This window comes from Hymenobacter qilianensis (genome assembly GCF_014489555.1).
In the GTDB taxonomy this organism is placed as follows: Bacteria; Bacteroidota; Bacteroidia; order Cytophagales; family Hymenobacteraceae; genus Hymenobacter; species Hymenobacter qilianensis.
In genome coordinates this window covers 492,367-516,416 of sequence record NZ_CP060784.1, presented here as the reverse complement: position 1 = coordinate 516,416, position 24,050 = coordinate 492,367, and the positions used below count along the sequence as shown (strand labels likewise).

24 protein-coding genes are annotated in these 24,050 nt (G+C 50.2%); 22 read left to right on the top strand and 2 right to left on the bottom strand.

Annotation, left to right across the window (positions count from 1 at the left end; genetic code table 11):
- Positions 1-61: 61 nt before the first annotated feature.
- The 7 genes from H9L05_RS02350 to H9L05_RS02320 all read left to right on the top strand — a co-directional run bounded on the left by H9L05_RS02350 (position 62) and on the right by H9L05_RS02320 (position 7,633).
- The gene (locus H9L05_RS02350; RefSeq protein ID WP_187732874.1) at positions 62-964 is read left to right on the top strand and encodes a glycosyltransferase; all 903 of its coding nucleotides are present in this window, start codon (positions 62-64) and stop codon (positions 962-964) included.
- On the top strand, positions 961-2,358 hold the full coding sequence (locus H9L05_RS02345) for a lipopolysaccharide biosynthesis protein (protein ID WP_187732873.1): 1,398 nt from the start codon (positions 961-963) through the stop codon (positions 2,356-2,358). The genes H9L05_RS02350 and H9L05_RS02345 overlap by 4 nt, the downstream gene beginning before the upstream one ends.
- Before the next feature lie 76 nt (positions 2,359-2,434).
- Positions 2,435-3,373 (top strand): glycosyltransferase family 2 protein, encoded by a 939-nt coding sequence (locus H9L05_RS02340; protein ID WP_187732872.1) that lies wholly within the window; start codon positions 2,435-2,437, stop codon positions 3,371-3,373.
- Positions 3,374-3,812: 439 nt separating this feature from the next.
- Positions 3,813-4,604 (top strand): glycosyltransferase, encoded by a 792-nt coding sequence (locus H9L05_RS02335; protein WP_187732871.1) that lies wholly within the window; start codon positions 3,813-3,815, stop codon positions 4,602-4,604.
- A 345-nt stretch (positions 4,605-4,949) separates the two neighbouring features.
- Positions 4,950-5,807 carry a glycosyltransferase family 4 protein gene (locus H9L05_RS02330; RefSeq protein WP_223284688.1) on the top strand — a complete coding sequence of 286 codons (858 nt, stop codon included), beginning with the start codon at positions 4,950-4,952 and terminating at the stop codon, positions 5,805-5,807.
- A gap of 27 nt (positions 5,808-5,834) precedes the next feature.
- Complete coding sequence (locus H9L05_RS02325) at positions 5,835-6,851, top strand: polysaccharide deacetylase family protein (protein WP_187732870.1); 1,017 nt, start codon at positions 5,835-5,837, stop codon at positions 6,849-6,851.
- Positions 6,848-7,633, top strand: a complete 786-nt coding sequence (locus H9L05_RS02320) for a formyl transferase (RefSeq protein ID WP_187732869.1) — start codon at positions 6,848-6,850, stop codon at positions 7,631-7,633. The genes H9L05_RS02325 and H9L05_RS02320 overlap by 4 nt, the downstream gene beginning before the upstream one ends.
- A 70-nt stretch (positions 7,634-7,703) precedes the next feature.
- Here the strand turns inward: H9L05_RS02320 and H9L05_RS02315 are convergent, their stop codons facing one another.
- Positions 7,704-9,071, bottom strand: coding sequence for a hypothetical protein (locus H9L05_RS02315; protein WP_187732868.1), 1,368 nt, complete (start codon positions 9,069-9,071; stop codon positions 7,704-7,706).
- A gap of 21 nt (positions 9,072-9,092) precedes the next feature.
- Positions 9,093-10,337: a tetratricopeptide repeat protein gene (locus H9L05_RS02310; RefSeq protein WP_223284687.1), complete on the bottom strand. Its 1,245-nt coding sequence runs from the start codon at positions 10,335-10,337 to the stop codon at positions 9,093-9,095.
- Positions 10,338-10,446: 109 nt separating this feature from the next.
- Between H9L05_RS02310 and H9L05_RS02305 the strand changes: the two genes are divergently transcribed.
- The 15 genes from H9L05_RS02305 (at position 10,447) to H9L05_RS02245 (ending at position 24,024) form a co-directional block, all read left to right on the top strand.
- Positions 10,447-11,361: a M20/M25/M40 family metallo-hydrolase gene (locus tag H9L05_RS02305; protein ID WP_187732867.1), complete on the top strand. Its 915-nt coding sequence runs from the start codon at positions 10,447-10,449 to the stop codon at positions 11,359-11,361.
- Between the two features lie 250 nt (positions 11,362-11,611).
- Complete coding sequence (locus H9L05_RS02300) at positions 11,612-13,867, top strand: sodium-translocating pyrophosphatase (RefSeq protein WP_187732866.1); 2,256 nt, start codon at positions 11,612-11,614, stop codon at positions 13,865-13,867.
- Positions 13,868-14,021: 154 nt separating this feature from the next.
- Positions 14,022-14,423 carry a phosphoribosyltransferase gene (locus H9L05_RS02295; protein WP_317175077.1) on the top strand — a complete coding sequence of 134 codons (402 nt, stop codon included), beginning with the start codon at positions 14,022-14,024 and terminating at the stop codon, positions 14,421-14,423.
- Positions 14,408-14,560: a hypothetical protein gene (locus H9L05_RS25725; RefSeq protein ID WP_317175076.1), complete on the top strand. Its 153-nt coding sequence runs from the start codon at positions 14,408-14,410 to the stop codon at positions 14,558-14,560. Before H9L05_RS02295 ends, H9L05_RS25725 begins: the two co-directional genes overlap by 16 nt.
- 109 nt (positions 14,561-14,669) lie before the next feature.
- A complete protein-coding gene (locus tag H9L05_RS02290) occupies positions 14,670-15,296 on the top strand; it encodes an adenylate kinase (protein ID WP_187732865.1) in 627 nt (208 codons plus the stop codon).
- Positions 15,297-15,469: 173 nt separating this feature from the next.
- Positions 15,470-16,468 (top strand): GTPase ObgE, encoded by a 999-nt coding sequence (obgE, locus tag H9L05_RS02285; protein ID WP_187732864.1) that lies wholly within the window; start codon positions 15,470-15,472, stop codon positions 16,466-16,468.
- Positions 16,469-16,645: 177 nt separating this feature from the next.
- On the top strand, positions 16,646-16,774 hold the full coding sequence (locus tag H9L05_RS24650; RefSeq protein WP_262892609.1) for a hypothetical protein: 129 nt from the start codon (positions 16,646-16,648) through the stop codon (positions 16,772-16,774).
- Entirely contained in the window at positions 16,771-17,214 is a 444-nt protein-coding gene (locus H9L05_RS02280; protein ID WP_187732863.1) for a nucleotide exchange factor GrpE, read from the top strand. Before H9L05_RS24650 ends, H9L05_RS02280 begins: the two co-directional genes overlap by 4 nt.
- A gap of 21 nt (positions 17,215-17,235) precedes the next feature.
- On the top strand, positions 17,236-18,372 hold the full coding sequence (gene dnaJ / locus H9L05_RS02275; RefSeq protein ID WP_187732862.1) for a molecular chaperone DnaJ: 1,137 nt from the start codon (positions 17,236-17,238) through the stop codon (positions 18,370-18,372).
- A gap of 215 nt (positions 18,373-18,587) precedes the next feature.
- The gene (locus H9L05_RS02270) at positions 18,588-19,103 is read left to right on the top strand and encodes an RNA polymerase sigma factor (RefSeq protein WP_223284686.1); all 516 of its coding nucleotides are present in this window, start codon (positions 18,588-18,590) and stop codon (positions 19,101-19,103) included.
- On the top strand, positions 19,094-19,717 hold the full coding sequence (locus tag H9L05_RS02265) for a hypothetical protein (protein ID WP_187732861.1): 624 nt from the start codon (positions 19,094-19,096) through the stop codon (positions 19,715-19,717). Before H9L05_RS02270 ends, H9L05_RS02265 begins: the two co-directional genes overlap by 10 nt.
- 81 nt (positions 19,718-19,798) lie before the next feature.
- Complete coding sequence (locus H9L05_RS02260; protein WP_187732860.1) at positions 19,799-20,737, top strand: ABC transporter ATP-binding protein; 939 nt, start codon at positions 19,799-19,801, stop codon at positions 20,735-20,737.
- A gap of 155 nt (positions 20,738-20,892) precedes the next feature.
- Positions 20,893-22,233 (top strand): ABC transporter permease, encoded by a 1,341-nt coding sequence (locus H9L05_RS02255; RefSeq protein WP_187732859.1) that lies wholly within the window; start codon positions 20,893-20,895, stop codon positions 22,231-22,233.
- Between the two features lie 165 nt (positions 22,234-22,398).
- The gene (locus H9L05_RS02250) at positions 22,399-23,271 is read left to right on the top strand and encodes a ChaN family lipoprotein (protein WP_187732858.1); all 873 of its coding nucleotides are present in this window, start codon (positions 22,399-22,401) and stop codon (positions 23,269-23,271) included.
- Between the two features lie 96 nt (positions 23,272-23,367).
- The gene (locus tag H9L05_RS02245; RefSeq protein ID WP_187732857.1) at positions 23,368-24,024 is read left to right on the top strand and encodes a dioxygenase family protein; all 657 of its coding nucleotides are present in this window, start codon (positions 23,368-23,370) and stop codon (positions 24,022-24,024) included.
- The last annotated feature ends 26 nt before the right edge of the window (positions 24,025-24,050 follow it).

Below are 24,050 nucleotides of genomic sequence, written 5' to 3'. Positions count from 1 at the left end.
TACAACAAGCTGCCTTACGTGAAGCAGGTGCTGGAGCGGCTGATGGCGGCGCGTCAGGAGGATGAAGATCGTCGTGGCGGACGGGGGCAGCAAGGATGGGACGGTCGAGTATCTGCAGGGCCTGTATGCCGCCGGTCGGATCCAGCAATTCATCTCCGAGCGGGACAAGGGCGAGGCGCACGGGTTTAATAAATGCATGCTAATGGCGCGCGGGGAGATCATCAAACTCATCACCGATGATGATGCCTTCTATTACCCGGCTATCCGGGAAGCGGTTAGCTTCATGATTAAAAATCCTGCGATTGATGTGGTAACGGGGTATAATGCGGCTACTCAGTCAGATGACCTGACTTTCGCCAAAATAAAGGAAGATCCATCTAATGATTATCAGCGTTGGCTGGAATATGGAGACCCCTTTTGGATGATCGGGTTACCTATTCTGATTCGTCGTTCAACTCTAGCACTCACAGGTATGTTTAATACTGGAGTAGTGCTAGTTGACCTAGAATTTGTATATCGTATTACTAGCTTAAATATAAATATAGCTTGGTGTACTGCTGTATTAAGTATGCATGTAAGTAATCCCAACGGTAATTTTAATCGCATGAATTCGAAAGACCGTATGGCAGAATACAATCGCATTAGAAATTTCTTTATTACTAAGCACACGCGCAGGAGTATTACTACTGTGGTCCGCGATACAGTTGAAGCTATTAAGCGTCCCTTACGTCCTGTTAAAAGGGATTTCTTTAATAATATGGGTTGGAAACAGTATCAAGATCCTGAACGGTTTGATACGGGGTATGTCTTTGAACCTGGCCAAGATGCGATAGAAGCGGCGTTCAACGTTTGTGATTCTTTTCTGCATTTTCAGAATGCAAATCGACCAATAAACTTTTTGTATAAACAAAAAGAAATTAGTAAAATTTTTAATCAAAAAGTATCTCTCTCAAATAATAATTGAAAAAACGCATTCAACAATTCATAAAGCACAATCTGCATTCTTTATTACAGAAAGGGTCATTTGCGCAAAATTTTGCCGTAACCCTTTCGGGCTCAGCTGCAGTTACGGTTATTGGCTTCTTGCTCACACCAGTGATGTCGCGCCTCTATCCACCGGCGGCTTATGGACAATTTGCGGTGTTTAATTCCTTGAGTAGTAATTTAAGCATGCTGACTACTCTCACTTACACTGGGGCATTTCTTCTACCCCGACGGCAAGATAGATTTTTTGCGTTAGTACAACTTACAGTAGCACTAACGCTTGCAATGTCATTGCTTCTAGTAGGTGCTTTATTAATCAGCGGACCAGCAATACAGCATTTCCTTAAAATTGAAGCTCTTGGAAATTGGTTTTACACGTTACCAATTCTATTGATGCTCTTTAATTTTAATACCATCATGAATGGTTGGTATCTACGTGAAAAACAATTCGTAAAAAGGTCTAGTGTAGAGGTAGCAACAGCTTTAGCTGGTCGTGGCTTTACCATAGGATACGGGTGGTGGATGGGTGGTAACGTAGCAGGGCTACTATTAGGCGAGGCTTTTAATCGCCTAACAAGCACGATCAGTCTAGTAACTGGTACTTTGCGGCACTCATTGGGTATGCTTTGGCGTACTATTTCGTGGCAATCTATGCGTGAGGTTGCCATAGAGTATAAAGACTTTCCGAAATACAACCTACCAGCGAGCTTCATTAATGTCCTGTCGGCTCAACTACCCATATTTGCTCTAACCACAGGATTCGGTCCTACACCGGTAGGTCTCTATTCGTTTTCCGTTAGTTTATTAGAATTGCCGATCAACTTAATTGGAAATGCAATTTTACCTGTGTTCTGGCAGAAAGCCACTGAAACATATCAGAATGAACCAGAACGCCTTTCTGTAATCACTTTAAGCCTTTTCTATAAGCTCCTTTACATGGGCTTAATCCCCTTCGGTATAATTACGGTATATGGCGATGTGCTATTTAAGCTAGTATTTGGTCATCGCTGGGAAATGGCTGGCTTATATACTGGTTACCTAGGGTATTATTATGTATTTAAATTGATGTCCCTGGCTACCTCGCCAATTTATAATATTTTAAGCAAACAGCGCTATATCCTTTGGAGTAACGTATTTCTACTGTTAATGCGTGGGCTTGGACTAGCTATTGGTTTACTTAATAACGACTTAAATTTAGCCTTACTGCTTTTTGGTTTGGGTAGCTTAGTAGCAACTTTCTTGATTGACTTACAGGTACTGTCATTGCTTAATCTACCAGTTTGGAAAATTGCTTTACGCACTGTCCTGATTGTTGGTGTTACCTTGGTTATACTTAAAAGTATACGTATTAGCGCAGAACTGCTACTTAGCTAGCGGATGTACGGATAAATCGCTAGGCCAATTCTATCTATGGTGCTAAAGCCAAGATGCCTAACTAATTTAATTCTATTTGCTATCTGCAAATTTTTTAATGAACACTAATACATTGAATAGCCCTTTTTTTAGCGTCATTATTCCTACTTATAACAGAGCTGGTTTTATTACCACGACCTTGGAGTCGGTAGTGCAACAGAAATTTGCTAATTGGGAGGTATTAGTGATTGATGATGGTAGTACTGACGAGACAGCTCAGCGAGTAAACGCTCTATCTGATACTCGTATTCAATACATAGCTAAAGTAAACGGGGAAAGAGGAGCAGCTCGCAACTATGGTTTAGCGCGTGCTAAAGGCGAATATGTATTGTTTTTGGATTCGGATGATCGGTTATTGTTTAATCATCTGAAGGTGCTACATGATAACATTCAGAAATTAAATCACCCAAATTTCATTGCCACTAAATACAACTTTGATCGAGATGGCACTTTAGCTGATAGCGACTTAGCGTCAGTAGCTGAAGGGTGGTATGGGTTGGACTTCTTCGTTCGGGGCAATGCATTAGCTTGTAACATCTGTGTGCGTCGTGAGAACCAAGATTTGCGGCTCTTCGAAGAAGATCGACGCTATGCTGCTGTGGAAGACTGGATGTTTATGCTGGAAAATATGCAACGTGATCGGGTTTATATTGTGGATGCGTTGACGCTCACAATGAACGACCATGATGCCCGTTCTATGCGCTCCGACAATACTGCTTTAGTTAGAAAGCTACAACTAGCATTAGATTGGATGCTAGCTCGGGTGGCGCTGACACCCGAGCAACAGCGGACACTGATAGGACGAGTGTATTATCTTTGTGCCATTCATGCATACGCCGACGATCATCGGAAAGAGGCCTTGCATTATGCACGCCGTGCTGCTCCTAATCTGCCGAGAGGTCAGGCGATAACTCTCCTGATTCGCTGTTTGATTGGACTACGCGCTGTGGAATGGTTAAAGAAGATTCGCACCTGACGCTTTTGCTTCGTCGTTTTCCTATTTGAATGCGCATTCTGTTTTTGAGTTATTGGGGACTAGACGATCCGCTTACCATTTCTACCGTTTTTCCGCATCTGCAACTGCTTATACAGCGTTCTGATATAGAGTCTATTCTTCTTGTCACTATCGAGCGAGATGGAAGGAAGCCTGTATTTAACCCACCTTTTCCTATAAGCAAAGTAGAGTACGCGCCACTAATTTCGGAGCCAGGGCGAAACGTGTTAGTTACAAAAACAGACGATTTCCTACGGTTTCCGAAGACGCTAGTAGAACTGGCGACACAACACAGAAGCGACTTCCTATTAGCCCGGGGGCACCAGCTGGAGCACTCGCCTATCTGGTTTGGAAGCGGAATAAGCTTCCATTCTATGTGGAGTCATTCGAGCCGCATGCTGACTATATGCTTGAGTCGGGTGTGTGGAAATCCTACGATCCGCGCTATTTATTCCAGCGTTATTGGGAGAAAAAGCAAAAGCAGTTAGCTCTTGGCCTGTTGCCGGTAGCCGAAAATTACCGGCAGCAACTTATTCGTGAGGGAGTTTCTGGGGAACGTATCGTGACCGTTCCCTGCTCGGTAGACGTTGCGGCCTTCAAATTCGATGAAGCAAGGCGCAAACAGGTACGTGAGCAGCTAGGGTTTGCATCTACTGCTCCTGTAGGAATCTATGTGGGCAAGTTTGGAGATATTTATTACGATACCGAAGCATTTGATTTATTCAAAGCAGCAGCTGATCATTTCGGACCAGCTTTTCGCTTGATTATCCTGACGCCCAATCCGCCAGCCGAGGTTCGTTCTAAGTTAGCAAGGGTTGGTTTTAGCAAAGACGAGGTGTTCGTAGTAAAAGCCCCCCACGCCGATGTGCCAGGTTATTTATCGGCAGCTGATTTTGCTTTTGCTCCTATAAAGCCCGCACCGTGTCGGCTTTTCTGCTCACCAATTAAGGTGGGTGAATATTGGGCGGCTGGTTTACCTGTGTTGCTTACGGAGGGTGTTGGCGACGACAGCGCTATCATTCGGCAGGAGGGAGGAGGTGCTGTCTTCAATCTCGATCAGCCTTCCAGCGTTCCTGCAGCTATTAAGCAAATTGCGGTTTTGCTGCAGAGCCCCAATTACCGACAGCACACGGTAAAACTGGCAGAGCGTCACCGCTCATTAGATCGTGCCACGCTGGCTTACGCAAAGTTTTTTGCCCCCCAAGCTGTCTAGCACTTACCAGTCCTATATCCGTTTCTGCATCAAGTGGCCCTCTGGCTTTCGCTCTTAACGGATACTGCTTCCGCTGAAAGGATAAGAGATAAAGTGCATTTCAGGTGGTAATAGCGTCTTAATTTTGCCTATGCGTATTCTATTTGTTGTTCCTTACCCACACGGTCAGGCACCATCCCAACGGTTTCGTTTTGAGCAGTATCTACATTTCTTAACCGAAGCTGGACATACTTATAAGTTGGCACCCTTTATTTCCGCAAGCACTTGGGCTATTCTTTATAAGCCTGGTCATACTTTAGCCAAGGTAGCTGGAATTCTGGGGGCTTTTTACGCCGCTTGGCTTTATTGTTTTCAGTTTCCAGCTACGATTTCATTTTCATTCACCGGGAGGCAACTCCCATCGGACCACCATTCTTTGAATGGATCGTGGCGAATGTGCTGCGAAAGCGGATTGTATATGATTTTGACGACGCTATCTGGATGAAGGACCCGGCTGGAGAGCGTACGCTCGTTAGTCAGCTAAAGTGGCAGGAAAAAGTTGGAAGTATCTGTCGATGGGCGTATAAAATCAGCTGTGGCAATGCCTATCTGCGAGACTATGCAAAGCAGTTCAATCCTAATGCTATCATTAATCCAACTACACTGGATACTGACAATCTGCACAACCAAGTACGGGACCAGAATGAGGCCTCTACGCCGGTCATTGGCTGGACGGGTACCCACACTACTTTGCGCCATTTGGATATAGTGTGGCCCGTATTGGAGCGACTGGAAAGCGAAGGTCACAGCTTCATTTTTCATGTCATATCGAATCAGCCCCCAGAGTATACAAACCTACGAGCGCTCCGCTACACGCCTTGGCGCAAGGCTAGTGAAATTCAGGACTTACTCCAGTTTCATGTGGGCCTGATGCCGCTAGTAGATGATCCATGGGCGAGAGGTAAATGTGCTTTCAAAGCATTGCAATACATGGCATTGGGTATACCCGCGCTAGTGTCGCCGGTAGGCATGAATACAGAAGTAGTACAGGATGGCGCTAATGGGTTTATCTGCGCTACCGATGGACAATGGTACACTGCATTGCGTAGCTTATTGATGGACGGGGAATTGAGGGCAAGTCAGGGAAGAGCAGCTCGCCAAACCATTGTAGAGCGCTACTCAGTGGCTTCAAATAAAAATAACTTCTTGGCTCTCTTCCAGTAGAAGCGGCTAAGTACGAACGAGCAGATAATGGAAAAAAAGTCAAAAGAGCCGGGTAGATTCGTCATTTCGCTTGACTTTGAAATCAACTGGGGCGTACGTGACCAGCAGACATTGGCGCAATATGGGGCCAATCTGCGGGGCGTTCGGCAAGTGGTGCCCGCTCTGCTAACCCTCTTCCAAGAATACAGCCTGCGCGTAACCTGGGCTACAGTTGGCTTACTGTTTTTTGAGGATAAGAAGACGCTTCTGGAAAACCTGCCCACCGTCCGGCCCCAATACGCTGATTCTAATTTATCACCTTATCTGGCCCTTGATGTAGTAGGCGAGGATGAAGAGAATGATCCGTACCATTTTGGTAGCTCTCTGATTGCTCAGATTCGCCAGACGCCTGGCCAAGAAATGGCTACTCATACCTTTTGCCACTATTACTGCTTAGAGCGAGGCCAAACAGCCGAAGAGTTTCGGGCGGACCTAGAAGCGGCCATTCGAGTAGCGCGTAATCAAGGCTTGGAGATGCGTAGCTTGGTATTCCCACGTAACCAAGCTAATCCTGCGTACCTGCCTATCTGTGCAGAGCTTGGTATTACGAGTTATCGTGGTAATGAAGCTTCCTGGATTTATAAGGAGCGCACCGAGGAGCAACAAAGCCTATACAAGCGCGGCGCCCGATTGTTGGATGCCTATCTGAATGTGTCGGGCCACAACTGCTATGCTTTAGCGGATATTGCCAAGACCTTTCCGTATAATATTCCGGCTAGCCGCTTTTTGCGTCCTTGGTCGGGGCGCTTGCAGGCTTTGGAGCAGCTGCGGTTAAGTCGGATTTTGAGTGGTATGACCCACGCCGCACAGCATGGGCTTGTGTTTCATCTGTGGTGGCACCCACATAATTTTGGGGTGAATCTTTCTCAAAATATGGCCGTACTACGCCGAATTGCTGACCACTACCAGGCTTTGCATAAGGCATATGGTTTTGAAAGCCAAACAATGGCCGATGTAGCAGAACTGTTACAGGCTCGGACCTCACATCCTACTACCGTCGCATGAGTGCTGTTGCTACAGGCAAAAAAATCGTATTGCTGGCGGGCCCAGGAGAGTCGACAGATATTCTGTTTCACGCACTTGATGAGGAGTTTGGCGTACACCGAGTCATTATTGAGACGCCCATAAGTCAGCAGCAGTTACTAAAGCGGCGAACCCAGAAACTCGGGTATGCCACCGTAGCAGGCCAAATCCTTTTCAAGCTGCTGATAGCTGTGCCTCTGGCCAAAGCTTCTCAGCTACGCTTAAAGAATATTCGCCTTCAGGCTAAACTTGATAACCGGCCGGTTCCTGATGACCGTGTGCTGAGTGTTGCCTCGGTAAATTCCGCAGAGTGCATAGCAGCTCTCCAGGAATTACAGGCGGATGTAATTGTGGTAAATGGCACACGTATTATTAGTAAGAAAGTGCTTACTAGCGTTTCGTGCCCATTTATCAACACGCATGCTGGTATTACACCGCTTTACCGCGGAGTGCATGGCGGCTACTGGGCGCTGACTCAGAACGACCGTGCGCACTGTGGGGTATCTGTACACTTAGTTGACCCCGGCATTGATACTGGAGCTATTATCGCTCAGGCTTTAATTGAGCCCACATCGGAGGATAATTTTGTGACGTATCCCTTATTGCAATTGGCTGCTGGTCTTCCCTTGCTAAAGCAGGCTGTTTATGATGCACTTCGTGGAGAAGTTCAATTAAAAAAGCCCCCCACGGGTGAATCGCGGCTGTGGTCGCATCCGACGTTAGCGGAGTATCTGCGCTACCGTCGCATGAATGGCACTCAATAGCAATAGCGACTAACACAGAGACGACGGCGTTTAGTGATGTTACTAAACGCCGTCGTCTCTGTGTTAGTCGTTAGGAAACAGTTGCCAGACGACGCGGAGTAGGTGGAATTTTGCGGCGTATTTTGGGTTTACTAGGCTGTTGGCTTAAGCTCTGCATAATATAAAGCGCCGCCAAGTAAAACGGAATCAGCGGAATTTTATACCGAACGAGTGTGCCGAAATTATAAGAAATAATACCGACTGAGGCTCCAAATATTAACGCAAAAACAATACATAAGCTTAGTACTGGAGTGCGTATTATATAATTTAAAAAGCGGCGAGGGCCGATATTGAATAGCATTCGAAGTGTAAAAACCAAAAAGAAAGTAGCTTCTAAAGCAGAGAGCAACATTACCGGATTGCGGGCCTCCCACAAAAAAGGCCGAAACAGCGAAACAACTATTGCTTGAGGCACAAGCTTTACCATTCCGCCAATACTACCGTCCTGTTCACCTAGCGTGTAAGCAGATCCATCCTGCTTCACCGATACTTCATATAAATAATCGGACGTTATTTTACTGCGTTCACCAATTTTATCTAAGTCGTATTTTTCGTCCCCTTTCGTCAGGTTCGTCATAGCATATACGGCTATGACAGCACCAATTCCAAGCAGAATAGGTTTTGCTAAAATCCTAATTAATTGATTGCGAATTCGCTGGCTATTCTCGTTGAAAACCCAAAGTACGGCCGGAGGCAAAAAGGATAATAAAATATATACTTTGGTGGTAGATAAAAAATACGCTGCAATTCCACCTATTATTATATTTCGTAATATTCTTTTTTTCTCAATTGCGCCCTCGTAAAAAGTGTAGAAAATCCAACCAAGAGCACCTATACATAAGGAATCCTTCATTAGTCCGGATCCCCAAAAAAAGACGGAGGGAATAAAAAACACGACTATTGCCAATTGCTTATAAACCTGCGGTCTAATCTTCATAAAGGTCAGAAACATAGCCCACATGCCGCTAAAGCTAATGATGGCAAAAATCAGTGCTACTACTGTGTAAGTATTAAAGCACAGCATGCCTATTACTGTAGCTATGCGTACAATAACCATTTCGCTCGAGCCCGGCTCAAACCAATACATCCTTGATGCGTAGGTCGCAATATCTGAAGATCTGACGCCATCAGAGGTAAGCAACTTCATCCCAACCGACCATGATTTGTCAAATGCCTCATGCATTATGGTGGAGTGATAAAAGTAATTATAGGTATCACCCCCATCATAATAAAATTGATAAATAAGACCTAATGCTATAGCACCAAGAAATTTGAGCGATAGGGCAGGAATAAAATATTTTTTGGTTAGAACATTTGTGAAACGTGGCCGCAAGGCAAATGCTAAAGCATAGAAAATGCCCAGATAGAGTGGTGTCAGAAAAAGATCTTTTAGCTCCATTTTTTGGTGTTAGCCAGGAGGCTAAATTTTATTTTTCTTTAGATAGGCTTTCGCTTCGCGATACTGCTCTGACTTGTGACTGGCTTTGTCACGAACGACCTCATAATAACGACGGGCAGCAGCTACATCTGGAGTTTTAGCAGCTATGCGGGCTAGGTTGAAGTTGGCGTAAACATAAAAGCCACCACTAGTTTCATCGGTGCTTTCTGCAAATACAATGCAGCGCTGATAATAGTCTTGGGCTTTTTCAAGGTCCTTGTATTTGTTTTGCATTAGCCAACCTAGGAAATAGGTGGCGTAACGACCACTAATACCTTCATAGCCCGGCATACCACGGTTGAGCTTGTCCAGAATGTCGCGGCTTACGCGCTCACACTCCCGAAAATCACCTTCGTTGAAGCACAGTAAGGAGTAGAAGCGCTGGAAATATCCGTTGTCGGGGTAGTTGCTGGCTAAGAAGCGAGCAACAGGCATAGAGTCAGCCGGTTTATTTTCCTCATTATTGAGAATGCGCATCAGGAAGAACTTCGCTTCTATGCCGGTGTAAAAACCGTTGTCAGCCACGTTTTTGAGCTGTTGCAGCCCAAGTTCTCTGTTGCCTTTAGGAAAGAATAAAAGAACGGGCCGCAAAAGCGGATATTCTTCTGAAATCCAGACGGCGTAGTAGTTGAACAGGGCTTGACCAAACAGAAACTCTGGGCTTAGGCCGTTTGCTTCCTTGCTTTTTTCCAGATACTCAAGGGCACGCCGGCTGCTCACGGTCGCTTTGCGCCAATTGGCCCGCTCTGCATTCAGGCGAGCATCGAAGCCGTAGGCCGCGGAGAGGAAAAAGCAGGCTTCGTAGTTCTTCTTGTCAGCTTTGTACAACTTCTCGCCGTAGGTTATGGCTGTATCCATATAGGCGAAAAACAGCTTGTCATACTGTTTCGTCTGAACATTGGTGGGTACAATTTTCCACCAAGTGCTTAAGCCAAGCAGGAAGTACGGCATCGGATGCTCGGGGTAGCGCCGCCGCAGCGAACGGAACTGCTTTTCCGCCTTATCATACTTGAAGTTGTACAGATTCTGTACAGCGCCATCAAGCTCGGTCTGAATGTCTTTATCCAGCAGCAGCCAGCCTTTGGTATTGGCTGTAGGCAGAACATCTACATTCTCTACTTCGATCGTGCGGATAGGAGGTGGGGTAGGAGTGCTACCCTTTTTTTGGGCCTGGACACCAGTCGCCAGAAAAAGGAGTAACAGAATTAATCGAAGTTCTCGGATCATGGGATATACTACTGCAATCGTCGGCTAAGCTAGGTTTGGAGGCTATACGGCTGACAAGAGGGCTAAAGTATGGCTTTTATCCTAGTTTTGGACAAACAACCTATTGCATATGCATTTGCTAAAAACCTTATGTGAGATTTCGGCACCAGCAGGCAACGAAGCTCCTCTAACAGAATTCTTACTACGCTACATTAACGAAAATCAGGCAAGTTGGCGTGTGCAACCAACAGTAATACAGGGAGAAGAGTGGCAGGATTGCATACTATTGGTGTTTGGAGAGCCGCGAACAGCGGTATTTGCTCATCTGGACAGCATTGGATTTACGGTTCGGTACGGACGTCAACTGGTGCGAATCGGAGGGCCACATGCTGAAACCGGCTACCGGCTGGTGGGTCACGATACGCAGGGCGATATTGCCTGTACGCTCGCAGTAGACGACGAAACGGGGGAACTAAGCTATGAGTTCACTCGCGACATCGACCGGGGCACTGAGCTAACCTTCGCCTGCGACTTCCGCGAAACGGTCGATACCGTGCAATCCTGCTACCTCGACAATCGGTTGGGTGTGTGGAATGCCTTGCGTCTGGCCGAAACGCTGGAGCATGGTATTCTGGTGTTTAGCTGCTGGGAAGAGCACGGTGGGGGCTCCGTTGCGTATCTGGCTAAGTACATCTACGAGAAATATGGGGTGCGACAGGCGTTGATTTCGGATATTACCTGGGTAACGGAAGGCGTGCATGCCGGTCAAGGGGTAGCTATTTCCCTGCGCGACTCGCTGATTCCGCGCCGTTCATACGTGGAGCGTATTCGTCGAATTGCTCAGGCGGCGGGCATTCCTCATCAGTTGGAGGTGGAGGGCAGTGGCGGCTCTGATGCCAAGGAGCTACAGCACAGCGCTCAGCCCTGGGATTGGTGCTTTGTAGGTGCCCCCGAAGACAATGTGCATTCACCCGACGAAATCGTGGACAAGCGCGACATTGCTAGTATGCTGGCGCTGTATCAGGTGCTCATGCAAGAGCTGTAGCCTTTCCACTCAATCATTACTCAACAAAAAAGCCCCCAGAAATCCTCTGGGGGCTTTTTTGCAAGGAGGTAAGCATATGGTCGAACGCAATAGGTAACAATTGAGAGTTGATTGTAAAATATAAGGATGGGTCTCGGCCCACTTTTGCAGGATGAGAACTTGAGGATTAGGTAATAAACTCTATTTTACCAACCCAAAACCCTCATTCATCAATCTTAAACCCAAACGCTTACTTCTCACCTCCGCTTCTATGATGGAAATTCTTTACGTAGCTCCCGCGCTTGGCGTGCTGGCCCTATTGTACACGTGGTTGCGCTCGGGCTGGGTGGCCCGCCAAGATGCCGGCGACGAACGCATGCGCACCATTGCCGGCTACATAGCCGATGGCGCTATTGCCTTTTTGAAAGCTGAATACAAAGTGCTGGCTTTGTTTGCCCTTATTGCCTGCGCCTTTTTAGGGTACCTGGGTACCACGGGCGAAAAGTCGAGCCCTGTTATTGTCATTGCGTTCCTGATTGGGGCTGTGTTTTCGGCGCTGGCGGGCTTCATCGGGATGAAGATTGCCACTAAAGCCAACGTGCGTACGGCGCAGGCCGCCCGCACTAGCTTGTCCAAAGCTTTGAATGTATCCTTTTCAGGTGGCTCAGTTATGGGCATGGGCGTAGCTGGCCTAGCGGTGTTAGGCCTTGGCTCTCTGTTTATTGTGTTCTACAATATGTTTGTACTGAGCAAAGGAGCCGGCGCCAACGGTATTGAAATGGAAACAGCATTAGAAGTGCTGACGGGTTTCTCGCTGGGCGCTGAAAGCATCGCGCTTTTTGCTCGCGTAGGTGGAGGTATTTACACCAAAGCTGCTGACGTGGGGGCCGATTTGGTGGGTAAAGTAGAAGCTGGCATCCCGGAAGATGACCCCCGCAACCCTGCCACTATTGCCGACAACGTAGGCGACAACGTGGGCGACGTGGCCGGTATGGGCGCCGACTTATTTGGCTCTTATGTGGCTACTATTCTGGCTACGATGGTGCTGGGTCGCGAGGTTGCTGCTACCAATGACCAGTTTAATGGCCTTTCTCCCATCCTGCTGCCAATGGTGATTGCCGGTATTGGCATCATCTCTTCGCTGCTTGGTATTCTGACCGTGCGGGTAAAGGAAGGTGGTAACGTGCAGGGCGCGCTGAACTTTGGCAACTACGTGTCGGTGGTGCTGACGGCGATTTCGTCGTACTTTCTGGTGCGTTGGATGCTGCCATCGGGCGAGTTGGTCATCAACCGTCCCGGCTCTGTTCCCTTCGATTCTATGGACGTGTTTTACGCTATCCTGGTGGGTCTGGTGGTAGGAACCCTGATGAGTATCATCACCGAGTACTACACGGCAATGGGCAAGCGGCCCGTGATGAGCATTGTGCAGCAAAGCAGCACCGGCCACGCTACCACCGTCATTGGTGGTTTGGCCGTGGGCATGGAGTCAACGGTACTGCCGATTCTGGTGTTAGCGGCTGGTATTGTGCTTAGCTTCGAGTGTGCTGGTTTGTATGGGGTAGCTATTGCCGCCGCCGGCATGATGGCGACTACGGCCATGCAACTGGCAATCGACGCCTTCGGACCTATTGCCGATAACGCGGGTGGTATTGCCGAAATGAGCGAGCTGCCCAAGGAAGTGCGGGAGCGCACCGATATTCTGGATGCGGTGGGCAACACCACTGCGGCTACCGGCAAAGGCTTCGCCATTGCTTCGGCTGCGCTTACGTCGCTGGCGTTGTTTGCGGCCTTTATGGGCACGGCCAACATTTCCAGCATCGACATTAGCAATGCCCGCGTGCTTGCTGGCCTATTTGTTGGCGCAATGATTCCATTTATCTTCTCAGCACTGGCAATTTCGGCGGTGGGTCGGGCGGCTATGGCAATGGTGCAGGAGGTGCGTCGGCAGTTTCGTGAGATTCCCGGCATCATGGAAGGTACGGGCCGGCCGGAGTACGAGAAGTGCGTAGCCATTTCGACGCAGGCCGCCATTCGTGAGATGATGTTGCCGGGCGCAATTGCGCTCATCGTTCCCATTATCGTTGGTTTTGCCTTCGGTCCGGAGGTATTGGGGGGCTTATTGGCCGGCGTAACAGTATCAGGGGTGCTGATGGCAATGTTTCAAAGCAATGCTGGTGGTGCCTGGGATAACGCTAAGAAGTCGTTTGAGAAAGGTGTGATGGTAAACGGTAAAATGGAGTTCAAAGGCTCCGATGCGCACAAAGCTTCTGTAACGGGCGATACTGTAGGCGACCCTTTCAAAGACACGTCAGGTCCTTCCATGAATATTCTGATCAAGCTGATGAGCATCGTGTCGCTGGTAATTGCCCCCCACATTGCCGTTACCGATGATACGGTGCGCGAGGGTGTGGCCCCGGTAGGAGTAAAGCCTGTGGAGCGAGTAATGGAGCCCAAAGCTGCATATGCCGATGATTCCGTAGCTGCCACCAAAACGGCTTACGTACTACCTCAACGCACGCAGAAATAGGGGGTAGTTCATTCACTTTTGCATCTGTGAGAAGATCGTAGCACTCACATTGAGTTGATCAAAGTCTGGAAAGCAGCCTCTTCACACGGAAGAGGCTGCTTTTTTTTGTCCTACCTTTGGCCATCCCTTCGTACGGTTTTCAACCTTGCCCGGTATGCCTCAATCTGTTATCTCTCTGCACAACAAGCAGTTTGCCCCCTACCTCACCTCAGAGCAGCTGGCAGACGCCGTGCGGGAGCTGGCCACCCGCCTTACTGCGGATTACGCCACCAAGACCCCCTTATTTGTGGCGGTGCTCAATGGCTCGTTCATGTTTGCATCCGATTTGCTGAAAGAGCTGACCATCGACTGCGAAATATCTTTCGTCAAAATGGCTTCCTACGAAGGTACCAGCAGTACCGGGGCAGTAAAGGAATTGCTGGGGCTGCGTGAAGAAGTGCAGGGCCGGCATTTGGTGGTGCTGGAAGATATCGTAGACACTGGCCATACCATTCGGGCCCTGCTCGATACGCTGGGGGCAAAAACCCGGCTTCTCTGGAGGTGGCCTGCCTGTTGATTAAGCCTGATTGCCTGCAGCACGAACTGGATATCCGCTACGCGGCGCTTAGTATTCCCAATGAATTTGTGGTAGGCTACGGCCTTGATTATGACGGCTTAGGCCGAAACTACCCTGATCTGTACAAAGCGTTGTAATCTGCTGGGTTCAGCCTACTTTTGCCCCCTGCCGTATGGGGCACTTTAGCCTCGATTCGCTATCTTTCCCAAACACCTTCTTTTCTTTCCCTGCGAAAATCCTCGCTCTATGCTCAATATCGTGCTCTTCGGCCCGCCCGGCGCCGGCAAAGGAACGCAAAGTCAGAAGTTGATTGCCCGATATAATCTGGTACACCTCTCGACCGGCGACCTGCTTCGCTCCCAAATCACGCAAGGCACCGAACTGGGTCTGCGCGCCAAAAAACTGATGGATGAAGGCCTATTGGTGCCCGATGAAGTAGTAATTGGTATGATTGAAAGCCAACTGGCCAATAATACAACGGCTGCTGGGTTTATCTTCGATGGCTTTCCGCGCACCGTGCCCCAGGCCCAAAGCCTGGATGAGCTTACCCAGCGCTACGATACCGGTGTGTCGTGCATGATTGCCTTGGAAGTAGCTGAGGAAGAGTTGGTAAAGCGCCTACTGGAGCGCGGCAAAACCAGCGGCCGCCCCGATGATCAGGACGAAGCCAAAATTCGCCGCCGCGTAAACGTCTACAACACCGAAACCGCTCAGGTGGCCGGCTATTATGCTGAGCAGCAAAAGTTTCACGCGTTAAATGGCATTGGCGCTATTGAAGAAATATTTACTCAAATCTGCGATATCATTGACCAGAAACAGGTTGCGCCCTCCATCTCCGATGGTCAGCAGGCCGCAGACGAAGTAAAAGCGTAACTTTGTAGGCTAAACCGCCTTTATCTGTCATCCTGAGGCACGAAGGACCTTATCACGTAAGAACGGTTGTTACCCTAAACAGCCTGTTCTTATCCGGTAAGGTCCTTCGTGCCTCAGGATGACAGACGTTTTTTGGGTTCTTCCCAATCCCTTTCATTCAATACCCATTACCAGTGGCTTCTAATAATTTCATCGACTACGTTAAAGTCTGCTGCCGTTCGGGTAAGGGCGGCGCGGGCTCTTCTCATTTCTTTCGGGCCAAAGGCCTGCCGAACGGCGGTCCGGATGGCGGCGACGGCGGCCGTGGGGGGCATATTATTCTGGAAGGCGACTCCCAACTCTGGACCCTATTGCACCTGCAATATCAGAAGCACGTAATTGCCGGCCATGGGCAGGGCGGCGCTGAAAGTCTGCGTACCGGTGCTCAGGGTGAGGATGTTATCCTGAAAGTACCGCTGGGAACCATTGCCCGTGATGCGGAAACCGGTGAGAAGAAAGTAGAAATCACGGAGCACGGCCAGCGCATTATTCTCACGCCCGGTGGGCGCGGTGGCCTCGGCAATGACCATTTCAAATCCGCTACCAACCAAGCGCCTACTTACGCTCAGCCCGGCGAGCCCGGTATTGAGGAGTGGGTAGTGCTGGAGCTAAAGCTACTGGCCGACGTAGGCCTCGTGGGCTTCCCGAATGCTGGCAAAAGCACGTTGCTCTCCGTGGTATCGGCTGCGAAGCCTAAAATCGCCGACTATGCTTTCACTACCTTGGTGCCCAACCTGGGCGTGGTGGCTTACCGCGATTACAAGTCATTTGTAATGGCCGATATACCGGGCATTATTGAGGGCGCCGCTGAAGGCCGCGGCTTGGGTACGCGCTTTCTGAAGCACATCGAGCGCAACTCTATGTTGCTGTTCATGATTTCGGTGGACAGCAACGACATTGCCGCTGAGTATCAGGTGCTGCTCAATGAGCTAACGCAGTTCAACCCGGAATTGCTGGAAAAGCGCCGAGTGCTGGCCATCACCAAAGCCGACCTCATCGACGACGAGCTGGAAGCCGAAATCCGGGCCACGCTGCCCACTGACCTGCCCAGCGTGTTTATTTCCAGCCTGGCGAACAAGAATATCCAGCGGTTGAAGGATATGATTTGGCAGGAGCTGAACGCGAAGGAGTAGCTCGAGATAAGTCTGGCGGTGCAAGCATGCCCGTTTTTGTGCTGAACTAATCATTGCTCCTTAGTGGTTTCAGTGCCACTATGGCAGCCCTTCTGCCTTTGGCAAACTCATTGTTCCCGCTTCTTGCCAATCGGCTAAAATGAAGTGAAAAACCCGTTTCGACGAATATTCGATAAGATGGCTGACGAGAAACACGTACCGCAGGACGACAACTTGACCGTTGACCCCGACCACATAGCTGGCGAAATGGCTGATGGTGAGGCTACAGTAACTGCTGAAACTGAAAAAGCCCCCAGTCTGAAGTGAACCGGACTGAGACCGAGCTTGCGGAATTAAAAGATAAATACCTGCGCTTAGCGGCTGAGTTTGATAACTACAAGCGCCGCACTGCTAAGGAGCGCTCCGATCTGTTCAAATCTGCCAATCAGGAGTTGATGGCGGTTTTGCTGCCCGTGCTTGATGATTTTGAGCGCGCTCGCAACCACACCCAAGTGTCGGAAGATGTGCAGGTAGTGCGTGAGAGCGTGGACATCATCTACAACAAGCTCGTCAAAACTCTTCAGCAGAAAGGTTTGACCGCGATGGAAACCAAGGGTGGCGATTTTGATTCTGACTTGCACGAGGCTATCACCCAGATTCCGGCTCCAAGTGAGGAGTTGAAGGGCAAAGTGGTAGACGAAGTGGAGAAGGGATATTATTTGGGTGATAAAGTAATCCGCCACGCCAAAGTGGTGCTGGGCCAATAAACGACGCACAGATTAAAGTATATGGCGCAGAAGCGAGATTATTACGAGGTGTTGGACGTAGCCAAAACCGCGTCGCCTGAGGAGATAAAGAAGGCGTACCGCAAGGTGGCCATCAAGTTTCACCCCGACAAAAACCCCGACGACCCAACGGCCGAAGACAAGTTTAAGGAGGCCGCTGAGGCCTACGAAGTATTGTCGGATGAGCAGAAGCGCGCCCGCTACGACCGGTTTGGCCATCAGGGCATGGGCAGCAACGGCGGTGGCCCGAACATGGAAGACATCTTCTCGCAGTTCGGCGACATCTTCGGTGGCGGCGGCTTCGAGGGATTCTTTGGTGGCGGCCGCTCCGGTGGCGGACGCCGCATGAAAAAAGGCTCCAACCTGCGTATCAAGCTCAAGCTTAATCTGGAGGAAGTGGCCAACGGCATCGAGAAGAAGATCAAGGTGAAGCGCTACGTGGCCTGCAACACCTGCTCGGGTACGGGTGCCAAAAACGGCACCGACCTGAAGGATTGCGGCACTTGCCACGGCCAAGGCCAGGTGAAGCGCGTGGTGAACACGATGCTGGGTCAGATGGTGAGCAGCTCAACCTGCCCTACCTGTAACGGCGAAGGCAAAGTAGTGACCAGCAAGTGCGACGTATGCCACGGCGACGGACGCCAGCTACAGGAAGAGATCATCCCGATCAACATTCCGGCGGGCGTGGCTGAGGGTATGCAGCTGAGCATGAACGGCAAAGGCAACTACCCCGAGCGCGGCGGCGTACCCGGCGACCTGCTTATTCAGATTGAAGAGGAGCCTCACGAATTCCTCAAGCGTGATGGCAACAACATCATGTTCGACCAGTACATCACGTTTGTTGATGCCGCTTTGGGCGCGAGCATTGAGGTTCCGACTATCGAAGGCAAGGTGAAGATCAAGGTTGACCCCGGCACTCAGCCCGGCAAGATTTTGCGTTTGCGCGGTAAAGGCATCAAGGATCTTAACGGCTACGGCCGCGGCGACCAGTTAATTCATATCAACGTCTGGACGCCCAAGGTGGTGAATAGCCAGGAGCGTGAGCTACTGGAAAAGCTGCGCGACTCGCAGAATTTTTCGCCTAATCCGGGCAAGAATGAGAAAGGCTTCTTTGAGAAAGTAAAGGAGTACTTCCAATAAGTAACCATTGAGCTTGATTTAGCTCAGTTTAAAAAGCCCCCAGAGCATTTCTGGGGGCTTTTTTGTTAAGAGAATTAAGTAAAGTCCCAATTTGTGCTCCCTCAGTATTGCCGCAACGAGCGGCATATAGCACACCCGAAATATTTTTTGCCGACGCTGTAATACCTTACTCATAGCGGCGATATATGTAGTGAATCCTGGCTATCTTCTCGCACTTGGCTCCCGATCCGAATACCGCTGAATTTCTGACGCTCGTGAATGCGCATCAGGCCATGCTCCGGCGAATTTGTCGGCTGTATTGCGCCGACGCGGACGATCAGCAGGACTTGTTTCAGGAAATCGTGCTGCAGCTATGGCGCGCATATCCGCGCTATGAGGTGCGGGGGGCAAAAATCAGCACCTGGATGTACCGCATTGGGCTGAACGTGGCCGTGTCGGACTTGCGCCAGCGCACCCGCAAGCCCGCTCCCGACCGCCTCAACCCGCAGGTACTGGAAGTAGCTCAAGCCCCCGATCTCGGAACGGACTCCACGGAAATCGCCACGCTTTACCGGGCCATCGAGTGGCTTTCGGAAGTGGAAAAGGCATTTGTGCTGCTGTATCTGGAAGAGCACACCTACGAGGAAATGGCTGACATTCTGGGAATTACACAGAACAATGTGCGGGTTAAGATGCACCGCATTCAGGAAAAACTACGCAAGATCTTCAGCCGCTCTGAGCAATGGAATTAAACGAACTCCGCCAAATGTGGAACCGCCATGCCACAGATGAGCCTACTCCGCTCAGCGCGCACAGCGTGGCGCGCATGGTGGCGCGCAAGTCAGATAGTGTAGTAACGAGGCTGCGCCGCAACGCATGGTGGGAAGTGGGGTCTATCGTGTACGTAATCATCGCCTTACCCTTTGGTATTGACTACTTTAACAATCAATTCATTAAGGGCTACCTGCTGACTTTTGAGCTGCTGTCGGTCGCTTTTCTATATTACTACTACCGCAAGTTTAAGCTGCTGCGCCGGATGGATCATGTAGACAAGGACGTGCGCGGGCATTTGCAGACGCTGATTCTGGGGTTGCGCGGCCTGCTTACCATTTATTTGCGCCTCTCGCTCTGGGTTACCATTGCCGCCATTATAGCTACCACCTCTTACCGGGCATACAGGCTTACGCTGAAATACGACGGAGGGGAGCTGTTTTGGAGCATCGGACTGACGGTCATTATCATGTTTTTGACCGGCACTGTCCTGTATTGGCTGATGATCAAGTTTACCAAATGGTATTTGCAAAAGCTTTACGGTCAGCACCTCGACCGGCTCGAAGGCTACCTGCATGAGCTTCAGGCCGAGTGAAATTTGCCCCCAGCTTAGAAACAGAACAGTAGAATAGCTATAAATGAATACATTTAACGTCGACAAACCTTACCAACAGCCGTGAGCAACATTCTACAAGCAATTGATGTGCGCAAAGCCTACGATGCGCACGTAGCCCTGAGCGGAGTCAGCCTCGATATTCCGGAGCGCAGCATCTTCGGGCTGCTGGGGCCCAACGGAGCAGGCAAAACCTCTCTTATCCGCATTATAACCCAGATTACGGGGGCTGATTCGGGTGAAATCCGGTTTCGTGGCGAGCGGCTCAATCCCAGCCACATTGCCCAAATCGGGTATTTGCCGGAGGAGCGCGGGCTGTACAAGAAAATGAAGATAGGGGAGCAGCTCCTCTATCTGGCCCAATTGAAAGGCCTGAACAAAACCGACGCGACCAAACGCATCAAAGCCTGGATTGATCGTTTTGATCTGCGGCCGTGGGTTAGCAAAAACGTGGAAGATCTGTCGAAAGGCATGCAGCAGAAGGTTCAGTTTATTGCCACGGTGCTGCACGAGCCGAGCCTGATCATTCTCGATGAGCCGTTTTCGGGCTTCGACCCAATTAACGCTAACCTGATAAAAGACGAGATTCTGGAGCTGCGCGAAAAAGGCGCAACCATCATTTTCTCCACTCACCGCATGGAATCGGTGGAGGAGATGTGCGACTCTATTGCGCTAATAAACCGCTCGCGCAAAGTGCTCGATGGCCCCGTAGGCACCATTAAAGACACCTTCAAAACAAACACCTACGAGGTAGAAGGCAAAGGCCGCCTGATGGTCATTCACCCCGATTTTGAAGTGCTGGAGCACAAGGAGCGCGAAAACGGCTACTTCTACGACCGTATTCGGCTGCACGAGGGCGTGACGCCCAACGACTTATTGCGCTACCTCATCGGGCAAGTGGAAATCCATGCTTTCCGCGAGCAGATTCCGAGCATCAACGAGATCTTCATTCGCCGCGTGCGCGAGACGATGCCAGAGTCATTGGTAGAAGAGAACGTGTAGCGTTTCATACGAACTTGTAGAACGTCATGCAGAGGCGGAGCCGAAGCATCTCGCGTGCTGACGCAGGATTACTAACCTCACTACCGCGAGCGAGATGCTTCGGCTCTGCCTCTGCATGACCGCCTTCTTAATCAGCATCAAAAACCTTTACTTCAATGGATCAAATCTGGCTTATCGTGCAGCGTGAATACATCACGCGGGTGCGCAAAAAGAGCTTCATCATCATGACCTTTGTGGGGCCGCTGCTTATGTCGGCTCTGTTTGTGGTGCCGATATTTCTGATGCAGATGTCATCGGATGAAAAGAAAATAGTGACCGTAGCCGATGCTGGGGGGCTTTTTTCCGGCAAGTTGCCTCAGGATGAGAAGAGCAGCATTCGCTATGTGCACGCACCCACTGATCTGGAAGCGGCCAAAGCCGAGTTCAAGAAAAGTAAAAATTCAGCGCTGCTCTACGTTCCGCCTTTCGACTTGGCTAACCCAACGGGTATCAAGCTTTTTGGCCGCGAAAATCTGAGCCTGACGCTCCAAACCAGCATACAGCGGACGGTGAACCGGCAGGTAGAGGCTGCGCGCCTGCAAAAGTCAGGTATCGACCAGCAAGTGCTCGACAATCTGAAAGCCGACGTCGATATGGATACGGTGAATCTGAGCGACGAAGGCGAGAAATCGAGCAATTCGATGGTGACGTCAGGAGTGGCTTATTTCATGGCCTTCCTGATTTACTTGTTCATTTTCCTCTACGGCGTACAAATTATGCGTGGGGTAATTGAGGAGAAAACCAGCCGCATCGTAGAGGTGATTATGTCGTCGGTGAAGCCGTTTCAGCTGATGATGGGCAAAGTAATCGGTATTGCCGCCGTGGGCCTTACCCAACTGCTGTTGTGGGTGGCGCTGTCGAGCATCGTTATAACCGGCGTTTCGGCTGTTGCGGGGATAGATACAGTGGCTGCCTCGCGTACGCAGCAACTAGAAACCGTAGCTCAGTCGGCCGGAGCCACTCCCAAAGAGACGGAAGACAAAACCGCCGTAATGTATAAATCAGCCATGGAAGGCTTTTCTAACCTGAATTTGCCGCTTATCATCGGCAGCTTTCTGTTTTATTTCCTGGGGGGCTATTTACTCTATGGCGCTTTATTTGGGGCAATTGGGGCCGCCGTGGACAACGAAACGGATACGCAGCAGTTTATGCTGCCCATCACGATGCCCCTGATTCTGACCTTCATTGTAGCCCAAAGCGTGATGATTCGGGACCCGAACGGCCCCATAGCTTACTGGATGTCGATGATTCCGTTCACGTCGCCTATTGCCATGGTCATTCGCATTCCGTTTGGCGGCGTTACAGCGGGGCAATTGCTGCTTTCTATGGCGCTGCTGGTGGCGGGCTTCGTGGCTACTATCTGGATAGCCGCCCGCATTTACCGCGTGGGTATTTTGCTGTATGGCAAGAAGGTGACTTACAAGGAGCTGTCGCGCTGGATGTTTTATAAAGGGTAAACCGACCAAAAAGCCCCCCAGCACTGCGTAACTGCCAAACGGATAGTTGCGGTTTCTTTAAAAGCCCCGTCATTTGCCCTACGGCAACATCGACGGGGCTTTTTGCGCTTTAGGAGGAACAAGAAGCCTGCTAACTGACTTGCTAGTACATTACTTACCTTGCTTATGCGCCGACTATTCTTCCTGCCAATCTTGCTTAGCCTGCTTAGCTTCCGCACCGACGACCGTCCTGCTTACCGCCTCTACAACGCCGCCGGCAAAACGGCCAGCTACGATAAGATGCTCAAGGAGCTAGCCGAGGCCGATGTCGTGCTGTTCGGCGAGCAACACAACGACCCCATTGCACACTGGCTACAGTTGCAAGTAGCCCGCGACTTAGCTCAGCGCAAAGCGGGTCAGCTGGTGCTGGGGTTGGAAATGTTTGAGCGCGACGTACAGCCGTTCGTGGAGCAATACAACACCGGTGAGCTGGACGATAAAGCGTTTGAAGAACAAAGCCGCCCTTGGCCCAATTACGCCACCGATTATAAGCCCTTGCTCCAACTGGCGCGGCAAAACAAGCTGCGCGTAGTGGGCACAAATGTGCCGCGGCGCTACGCATCTCAAGTGGCGAAAGGCAGTTTGGCTTCCCTTGAAAATTTGCCCCCCAACGAGCGCGAATGGCTGGCGCCACTGCCCATCACGGTCGATTACACGCTGCCCGGCTATGCCAACATGGCGAAGATGTTTGGCGACGCGGCCCACGGCGGTGCAGGTGCCCAGAATATTATTCAGGCCCAAGCGCTTAAAGACGCTACCATGGCGCACTTTATTCTGAAAAATCGTCAGCCCGGCCAGCTATTGCTTCACCTCAACGGCAGCTACCACTCCGACAACCACGATGGCATCAACTGGTATCTGCAGCAAGCGGAGCCCAAGCTGCGCATTCGTACTATCTCCACCGTGTCGCAGGAGCAGCTGAAGAAGCTGGAGAAGGAGCACCTGCGCAAGGCCGACTTTGTGCTGGTTGTGCCGACGGATATGACCAAAACGTATTGATCTTTGGTTATCAAAAAAGTATGTAAGTAAAATCGTAACTTAAGTAACTCAGAGGCAATTAACTAGCTGGTCAGAGTTATGAAATTCTGCAAATACATGCTTGGCACGCTGCTGCTCAGTGGCGTCGGCTTGCTGACTAATGGGTGTAGCGAAACGAAGTCCGAAACGAGCGCACAGGCTATGGGCAGCACTAGTGGTATGGCTGACTCAGCAGATTCCTGCGACAGTCCGGATGCTGCCATTGCGTGTAGCTTCGTGAACATGCCGGCCGCATTAAGCTCTACCCTCACAATGGGCGGGCCAAATGAGCCGGGCGACCCGCTACTAATTACCGGTACGTTGCTACAGGCCGATGGCAAAAGCCCGTATGCGGGCGTAATCCTCTACGCGTATCAAACTGACCACACGGGCCGTTACACCAAAAAAGGCGGTGAAAGAGGGGTTCAAAAGTGGCATGGGCACTTGCACGGCTGGGCAAAGTCAGACAAGCAGGGCCGGTACGTCATTAGCTCCGTCCGGCCGGCATCATACCCAAGCCGCACGGATCCGGCTCATATTCACGCCGTTATTCAGGAGCCAGGGGGCCGTCCCCCGTATTATATCACCGACTTTGTGTTTGAAGACGACCCGTTGGTAACACCGAAGTATATCGCATCAATACCGTCGGTGGCGGTGGGTGGTACCGGTGTAGTCGAGTTAAAGCGGACAGCAAAAGGCTGGACGGGTCGCCGGGACATTATTTTGAAGAAATGATCCTGCTGATTACGCGGCTTTTAACA

What these genes read in the sequence shown, in the direction of transcription:
- H9L05_RS02255 (WP_187732859.1), top strand. Translation starts at nt 20,893, where the DNA reads ATGGATCAAATCTGGCTTATCGTGCAGCGTGAATACATCACGCGGGTG.
- H9L05_RS24650 (WP_262892609.1), top strand. Translation starts at nt 16,646, where the DNA reads ATGGCTGACGAGAAACACGTACCGCAGGACGACAACTTGACCGTTGAC.
- H9L05_RS02250 (WP_187732858.1), top strand. Translation starts at nt 22,399, where the DNA reads ATGCGCCGACTATTCTTCCTGCCAATCTTGCTTAGCCTGCTTAGCTTC.
- H9L05_RS02290 (WP_187732865.1), top strand. Translation starts at nt 14,670, where the DNA reads ATGCTCAATATCGTGCTCTTCGGCCCGCCCGGCGCCGGCAAAGGAACG.
- H9L05_RS02305 (WP_187732867.1), top strand. Translation starts at nt 10,447, where the DNA reads ATGCATTTGCTAAAAACCTTATGTGAGATTTCGGCACCAGCAGGCAAC.
- H9L05_RS02265 (WP_187732861.1), top strand. Translation starts at nt 19,094, where the DNA reads ATGGAATTAAACGAACTCCGCCAAATGTGGAACCGCCATGCCACAGAT.
- H9L05_RS02245 (WP_187732857.1), top strand. Translation starts at nt 23,368, where the DNA reads ATGCTTGGCACGCTGCTGCTCAGTGGCGTCGGCTTGCTGACTAATGGG.
- dnaJ (WP_187732862.1), top strand. Translation starts at nt 17,236, where the DNA reads ATGGCGCAGAAGCGAGATTATTACGAGGTGTTGGACGTAGCCAAAACC.
- H9L05_RS02325 (WP_187732870.1), top strand. Translation starts at nt 5,835, where the DNA reads ATGGAAAAAAAGTCAAAAGAGCCGGGTAGATTCGTCATTTCGCTTGAC.
- H9L05_RS02300 (WP_187732866.1), top strand. Translation starts at nt 11,612, where the DNA reads ATGATGGAAATTCTTTACGTAGCTCCCGCGCTTGGCGTGCTGGCCCTA.
- H9L05_RS02295 (WP_317175077.1), top strand. Translation starts at nt 14,022, where the DNA reads ATGCCTCAATCTGTTATCTCTCTGCACAACAAGCAGTTTGCCCCCTAC.
- H9L05_RS02310 (WP_223284687.1), bottom strand. Translation starts at nt 10,337, where the DNA reads ATGATCCGAGAACTTCGATTAATTCTGTTACTCCTTTTTCTGGCGACT.
- H9L05_RS02315 (WP_187732868.1), bottom strand. Translation starts at nt 9,071, where the DNA reads ATGGAGCTAAAAGATCTTTTTCTGACACCACTCTATCTGGGCATTTTC.
- H9L05_RS02320 (WP_187732869.1), top strand. Translation starts at nt 6,848, where the DNA reads ATGAGTGCTGTTGCTACAGGCAAAAAAATCGTATTGCTGGCGGGCCCA.
- H9L05_RS02350 (WP_187732874.1), top strand. Translation starts at nt 62, where the DNA reads ATGAAGATCGTCGTGGCGGACGGGGGCAGCAAGGATGGGACGGTCGAG.